We start from the raw sequence: 6,844 nt of genomic DNA on the forward strand, positions 1-6,844 counted from the left end.
CATGCAATACAATCTTCGGGTCTTACTGCTTCTGCCTTCCCTTTCTTGTCAAATTCAAGTACGTTTTTGGGACAAAAGTGAATGCAGATGCCACACCCTTTACACCATTCTTTATCGATTAAATGTTTGATAGTTTTGCCTTTTCCCATAATATCCTCTTAATAGATAATAAATATCTGTAAATTAAGGCCTTTCTTTAAGTGTTTTCAATTCGTATGTCAAGGATAACTCCATTAAAATGAATTTTATTCATTCTTTTTTATTTAATGAAAAAATGCAAGAAAAAAAGATAGGTTATGAAAAAATAGAATGGTTGGGCCTTTTGGTATTTTATATATCATCTAAAATAATTAAACATTTGATTTTTGTATCAAAATATATGAACCTATGAGAGAAGATCAAAGAAAATGGGGCGTATGAATGTTTGCAAAATAATTATTTGAAGTGATCAAATGTGAAGAGGAAGGTAGATATGCAGGAAAAAGTCAATTGCCAATTTGAACAAATAGGAATAATAAAAACGCCATATCAAGATAATGCACCCTATCAGCCAATAGATACAGACGAGGGTGAATTTTGTATAATGATCAACCCTCAATATGTCGATGGTTTGAATGAACTTAAGAAATTTCATTATATTTATGTCATTTATTATGCACATCTTACAAATCGTAAAATCAAAATGATGGTACAGCCACCATGGACTGGAGGGAAAAAAGTAGGTGTTTTCGCCAGTAGATCTCCAGTCCGGCCTAATTCTATTGGATTAAGCATTGTTCGCATTAAAAATATTATTAAAAATAAAATTTATACATCAGGATTAGATGTGTTTGACGGGACGCCTTTACTCGATATCAAACCATACATAAAGGATCTTGATAATAAATCCGATGCTAATTATGGGTGGATTAAAGAAATGGATGATATGGAGCATCTATCTTTGCACATTAAAGGCATCCCACATGATTATTAAATGATGGCTTAAATACATATGAACCCTCCTCTTGTCAGTGTTATTCTAACTACATTTAACCGGGCCTGGACCTTGAAAGATGCCATTGATTCGGTTCTTTTTCAGGATTATCCAAATATAGAATTAATAGTTATTGATGATGGATCAGAAGACAACACGAAAGAGCTGCTCTGCGCATATAAGAATAAAATGATGGTTTTGACTCAGGAAAATTCAGGTGTCAGTGCTGCCAGAAATGCGGGGATAAAAAAGAGTAAAGGAGAATTTATTGCCCTGCTGGATTCCGACGATGCCTGGGATAAGAGAAAGATATCCTGCCAGGCAGCGTTTTTTAAACAAAATCCTGAAGCCCTGATCTGTCAGACCGAAGAGATCTGGATAAGAAATGGGAAACGGGTAAATCCTAAAGTAAAGCATAAGAAACCATCAGGAATGATATTTGAGCCGTCATTAAATCTTTGCCTGGTAAGCCCGTCTGCAGTTATGATGAGAAGACAATTGTTTGAAGTGAAAGGATATTTTAATGAAGATTTCACGGTTTGCGAAGATTATGACCTGTGGCTTCGGGTCAGTTCAACCCTGCCGATTTTTTTGATTGATAAGCATTATACTATAAAAAGGGGGGGGCACAAAGACCAGCTCTCAAACTTTCATTCCCAGGATAAATTCAGAATCCTATCGTTGCTGAACCTCATAAAATCCAACAATCTTACACAAGATCAGGCTGCAAAGGCAAAAAGGGTTTTGAAAAAAAAATGTATTATCTATGGAAACGGCTGCATAAAACGTGGCAGAAAAGAAGAAGGGGAATACTATTTAGGTGTCGGACAATCTGTTAAAATGTCTGGTTAAAGATCTAAAATGTTCATTTCATAAAGAGGGATACCTTCTTCGTCTGAGCCTGTTTCCTGAATTTTACACCGGGAAGCATCCTCTTTTAGAATAATGGAAGAGTGGGGAGCCCTTATTATTGAATCCTGAGTGATGGTTTTTGCAACCGTGACAACCGCTTGAGGTCGGTCTTTTTTTGAAAATTCTTTTAATGCTTTTTTCTCGATAACAAGGTTTTTATTTTTTCCTTCCATTACAGCAATTTGATTTTTGATCTGTTCAATTTGGTCTGCAATCTTATCCTGGGTTTCAAAAATGGTGTTTAGTTCCTTTTCAGCAATCTTTGCTTTTTCATTCAGCTTTTTAATCTTTTTTGTTTGGTCACCTTCTGCCTGGGAATTTTTTAATTCTTTTATTTCCAGCTGGGCACGATCCTGAATATGGGCTTTTTCAGATATCGTCAGATAGAGTTCCTGGTCCTGGTTTTCAAGTTTTTTAATTTCATCTTTTAATAAATTGGATTTACTGACAGATGCTTCCAAAGTTTCAACAATCTGTTTTTTCAGTATCTCAATATGTTCATCCACACCCACTTTGAGTTTAACAGGTTTTGAAGAAGAAGTGCCGATTTTACCAGCTTCAATACCCATTTTGGCTGTAACTTGAGAGGAAATAATATGGCCTGTTTGATTTTGGCAGCTTCCGCTTAACATAATATCAGAATCAATGATTTCCTTTGATATTACAAGGTCCCCAAATCCCATGATATTTGAATGATTGATAAATTTTGCATAAATATTTCCATGAGCGGAAATATTTGAGTCAGTAATGCCTGCGGAAATATTCAAATCCCCTGACATGTCAATGGTCCCCCCTTCTATTTCCTGGGCAGTCAGGTTTATTCCCTTTACTGTGAACCCTTCTTTAATCATGCCTTTAACAACGATATTTCCTTTAAAGTCAATATTGCCGGTTTGAAAGTCAACATTACCAGGGATTATAAGTTCCGGGTTAACTGAAATCGTCCCCATGGCATCAAGGTGGGGTTGGCCGTCAATTACGGCATGAATGCTAAGCTCGTCTTCCGACATTTCAGTACCGGAACCTGCAACGAAAACAGGATCAATTATTTCATTAACCGGGATAGGGATACCTGAAACAGTGATTCCGGGCTTGCTTTCCTGTGGGGGTATTTTTTGCGCAAGAAGATCTTCTTTGTTGACATGGGGGATATTTCCCCTTTCCCTGAAATCAATGCTTCCGTCTTCATTGATTTTCCCGGGATTTGTAAAATCTGTTTCAAAATGGAATTTTATTTCCCTGTCATGCCCATGAACCGGGTCTTCACCTGTGGCGATTATAATTTCTTCAGTAAATGATTTTGAAATCCAGATTTCAATGGCCTCATCGTCAAGTATGCCATAGGAAATCTGTTTTTGTCTGAGCATGTCAAGCAGGTCGGAAAGACCAGGTGTTGGTAACTTATTATCAGGATCTTTGATTTTTTTAATAGTTGCCTTTGTCTGACTTTCGGAAATTGAAATTTCAAAGTATTCATTAATAATATCATCTGTCGTATCAGTGGCGGTGTCATCAGCTTCAAAAAATTTGTCTGAACTTTGAATCTCAGTAGTTATCATCCGGGTGAGAGCCTCTTTTATAATTTTTTCTAGGAGTTCAGAAGGGGCGGGTTTGTTTTCCTGAAGGTCTTGTCCCTCTTCAGTCACGATTTTTCCAAAATTAAGATTTACCGGATCTGAATGATGTTTAGTTGTCACCCGATCAAACAAGCCTTGGATGGTTTTGCAAATGGCGATAAATTCATTTTTAAACGTATCCGGTGCAGGCGCAATCTTTTTATGTTCCATCAGGCTTGAAAGAGAGAGGTTTGTGTTTAAATCACTCTCATTTTCAGTACTTCTTTTTTTTGATTTCAACATCAATTTTTGTGCTTTTTTTTCATCAATAAGATGTTTATAAGCTGTATCTTTTTTTTTAAGGCTCTGTGCAATTTTAAACATTTGCTTATTCTGATGCACGGTTACCCTTTTTAGCTGTAGTCTTTTTAAGGTATGTTTGAAGTGTTTAAAACAGTTTTTGGCCTGATCTATCAGATCTTCATCATTAAACGGAGAAATGATGCAGGCATTGATTTCAGCTTTGTTAATGGCACTGATCAAGATATCGGGTTTGTCAGCAGGTATCAGCAGCATTCTTTGAGTTAAGGGTGAAATGGATTTTACCTTTTGTAAAATATCATCACCTTCCATTTTAGGCAGCTTAAAATTACTGATAAACAGAGCGAATAGTGTTTTTTTTGATTGGGTAAGTGTGTTCAAAGCTTCTTTGGAGACCTGTTCACAAGTAACATCCCATCCTGATTTGGATAAAATGGATTCGGCATGTTCCCTGATGGTATCATTGCTTTCAAGAATAATGACTTTTGGTTTTTTCTTTTCCGTCATTTGATTTCACCTTTTATATCAGGCATCTCAAAGCCATTTCGATACGCTGCCTCACTGAATTGATCATAAAGCCCATTAATCGTATCTGAGAAAAGGGTTTGGATTTTTTCCAAACTAATACCCTGATCATTTTTTACGCTGTTTTCGATCTCATCTATAAGTGTATCGAGATTGACAGGTGTTTTAGATGAAAGATCCTTGATTTCTTTTTCAATTATTTCAATATCATGGTCAAGCTCATGGATTGTTTTGTTATGAGTTTTTGTTGTTTCCATCAATTCACAATTGAGGTCATATAATTTAGCATTCTGCTTTTTGGCAAGAGTTAAAAGTTTTTCATTGTCCAAAAAGAATTCATAAAGTTTAATACCCGACTTTATGTCTTTGACAAGATCATCATGCTCCCACGGCTTGACGATATACTTTTGAATTTCCCCCTTATTGACGGCATTAATAATGGTTTCCATTTCAGAATGGGCTGTCATCAAAAACCGGGCAGTGTCAGGAGTGAGTTTTTTTGCATGTTCAAGAAACAGGGTTCCTTTCATGCCGTCCAAGTCTTGATCTGAGATAATTAAAGAAAAGGACTTTTTTGTTTTTTTTATTTCCTCCAGTGCTGATTCACCACTGTTTGCAAAAACATACTCGATTTTTTCCTTTTGGAGAATACGATCAAGGGCTTTACCGACCTGCTCATCATCGTCAACAACAAGTACTTTATGTTGATATTCAGATTCCATCCATTGGCCTCTAAGCTATTTGCAGTATAAGCGTTTAAAATTTATTGTTTTTATCTTAACGTCTATTTTCGCCAAAATCAACTCCAAAGCCAAAACCCCAATCCACTGCCTATTTTTTTGAACTTCTCCATTAAAGTTATTACATCCAATGAGTGGATTGTTATGGCACCCGGCCCTTTCCCAGCAATTTATTAATGGAGTGTACATAATCTTTATTCCGGCAGGGCTTTGCCAGATGGTCGACATTGGCGTCTTTTTGTTTCAACTCTTTTATGGATTCTAAAAATTCTATATTACCGGAGATAAACAGTATTGGAATGGTTTTGTCTGTTGCTCTTATATGATTATATACATCCATTCCATTAATATTTCCTGGAAGAATATAATCCAGACTTATAAAATCATATGGGTTCCTATCAAATAAATCCTTTGCAATCTGCCCGTTAGAAGCAGTATCAACCTTGTGACTACAGGGTTCTTGTGTTAATATCCTATATTGTATATCCGATATGGCTGTTTCATCTTCAACAAGAAGAATATACTTTTCAAAATGTGATAGTTCTTTACGGAATTTTATTTTTTCTTCACTTGTCAGCTCTTTTTCAATGACCGGCAGACTTATAGTGAATTTTGTGCCTGAGTTAAATTCCGACTCAATGGAAATATTGCCCTTGTGTTGTTCGATATATTTTTTTACATTGGCCATTCCATAACCAGTTCCTTTAATTGTGCTTTCATAAGAACCTGTCATATCCTTAGTTCCCTTTAGGGTGAAAGAAGGCTCATAAATTTTTGCAAGATGTTCTTGGGAAATCCCACACCCGTTATCCTCAATTTCAAAGCAGATATTGTCGTTTAGGCAATATGTTCGAATAATTATTCTGGGATGTTCAGACATACTTATGGCATGGATTGAATTTTGTATTAGATTTATAAGCGCATGCTCGATCATTCCGGCATCGGCGAGCAAATCAGGTACGCCTGGTTTATCCTCCTTTATCAGTTCAATGCCTTTGAGATCCTTTTTCAACAGACTTAGAACAAGATCAATTTTTTCATTGATTCTGAAAAATTCCTGCCTGGGCTCCTGATCCTTGGCAAAGGCAACCAGGTTTCTGGTTAAGTTTTTCCCTCGTATGGTCTGTTCAAATATTAATTCAAGTGTTTTTTTTGTCTTTTCATCTTTGCAATCCATCAGTGAGAGCTCGGTATTCCCCATAATAATGCCCAAAATATTATTAAAATCATGGGCCATTTTTCCAGCAACCTGACCAACCAACGCTAGTTTTTTATGTTCTCCTGCAATTTTTTGAGCCTTTATTTTTTCTTTTTGAGCCATTTTCAGTTCGGTAATATCATGGGCAACGACCCGTGCTCTTTTTAATTTTCCATTTTTATAGACAAAATCAGTGTTCAAAATGACACATAATTTTTGTCCATCTTTTTTAACAATGTTGTATTCAACGCTGCCGGCAAGATCTTCTCTTGTAGAAAGCTTTTCAAGTCTTCCAATATATAAATTTTTACTGTCTTCCGTTAAAAGATCCAAAGGATTCATGGACAAAAATTCTTCTTCTGAATAACCGGTATATTTGCACATTATATCATTAACGTTAATGAATTTGACTTTTTCAAAATCGATCTCATAGTTTCCCGCCGGAGCATTCTGAAAAAGGTGTCTATATTTTTTCTCACTTTCCCGTACAGCATCGTCAGAATGTTTGCGGTCAATAGCGATGGCCATCTGATCAGAGACCACCGAAAGTACTTGCAAATCTTGTTTTTTGTAAAGACTGGAATTTAAATAGCTCTGGACAGCCACCACTCCGATAACC

6 protein-coding genes are annotated in these 6,844 nt (G+C 36.1%); 2 read left to right on the forward strand and 4 right to left on the reverse strand.

Annotated features, from left to right (window positions below; translation table 11 throughout):
- On the reverse strand, positions 1–149 hold a 149-nt coding region (locus K8S13_RS14770; RefSeq protein ID WP_291463628.1), incomplete at its 3' end, for a ferredoxin family protein.
- Between the two features lie 323 nt (positions 150–472).
- On the opposite strand from K8S13_RS14770, the gene tsaA reads away from it, so the two are divergent.
- Both tsaA and K8S13_RS14780 read left to right on the forward strand, forming a co-directional pair.
- Complete coding sequence (gene tsaA / locus K8S13_RS14775) at positions 473–973, forward strand: tRNA (N6-threonylcarbamoyladenosine(37)-N6)-methyltransferase TrmO (RefSeq protein ID WP_291463620.1); 501 nt, start codon at positions 473–475, stop codon at positions 971–973.
- A gap of 18 nt (positions 974–991) precedes the next feature.
- Positions 992–1,825, forward strand: a complete 834-nt coding sequence (locus K8S13_RS14780; RefSeq protein WP_291463622.1) for a glycosyltransferase — start codon at positions 992–994, stop codon at positions 1,823–1,825.
- On the opposite strand, the gene K8S13_RS14785 is transcribed toward K8S13_RS14780, so the two are convergent.
- The 3 genes from K8S13_RS14785 to K8S13_RS14795 all read right to left on the reverse strand — a co-directional run.
- Positions 1,822–4,269 carry a flagellar assembly protein A gene (locus K8S13_RS14785; protein ID WP_291463624.1) on the reverse strand — a complete coding sequence of 816 codons (2,448 nt, stop codon included), beginning with the start codon at positions 4,267–4,269 and terminating at the stop codon, positions 1,822–1,824. The two genes, K8S13_RS14780 and K8S13_RS14785, sit on opposite strands and share 4 nt — an antisense overlap.
- The gene (locus K8S13_RS14790; protein WP_291463625.1) at positions 4,266–5,009 is read right to left on the reverse strand and encodes a response regulator; all 744 of its coding nucleotides are present in this window, start codon (positions 5,007–5,009) and stop codon (positions 4,266–4,268) included. Before K8S13_RS14790 ends, K8S13_RS14785 begins: the two co-directional genes overlap by 4 nt.
- A gap of 160 nt (positions 5,010–5,169) precedes the next feature.
- On the reverse strand, positions 5,170–6,844 hold a 1,675-nt coding region (locus K8S13_RS14795; RefSeq protein WP_291463627.1), incomplete at its 5' end, for an ATP-binding protein.

The organism is Desulfobacula sp. (assembly GCF_021107415.1).

Bases quoted from the DNA above. Each gene is read 5' to 3' on its own strand.
- tsaA (WP_291463620.1), top strand. From the start codon at position 473: ATGCAGGAAAAAGTCAATTGCCAATTTGAACAAATAGGAATAATAAAA.
- K8S13_RS14780 (WP_291463622.1), top strand. From the start codon at position 992: ATGAACCCTCCTCTTGTCAGTGTTATTCTAACTACATTTAACCGGGCC.
- K8S13_RS14785 (WP_291463624.1), bottom strand. From the start codon at position 4,269: ATGACGGAAAAGAAAAAACCAAAAGTCATTATTCTTGAAAGCAATGAT.
- K8S13_RS14790 (WP_291463625.1), bottom strand. From the start codon at position 5,009: ATGGAATCTGAATATCAACATAAAGTACTTGTTGTTGACGATGATGAG.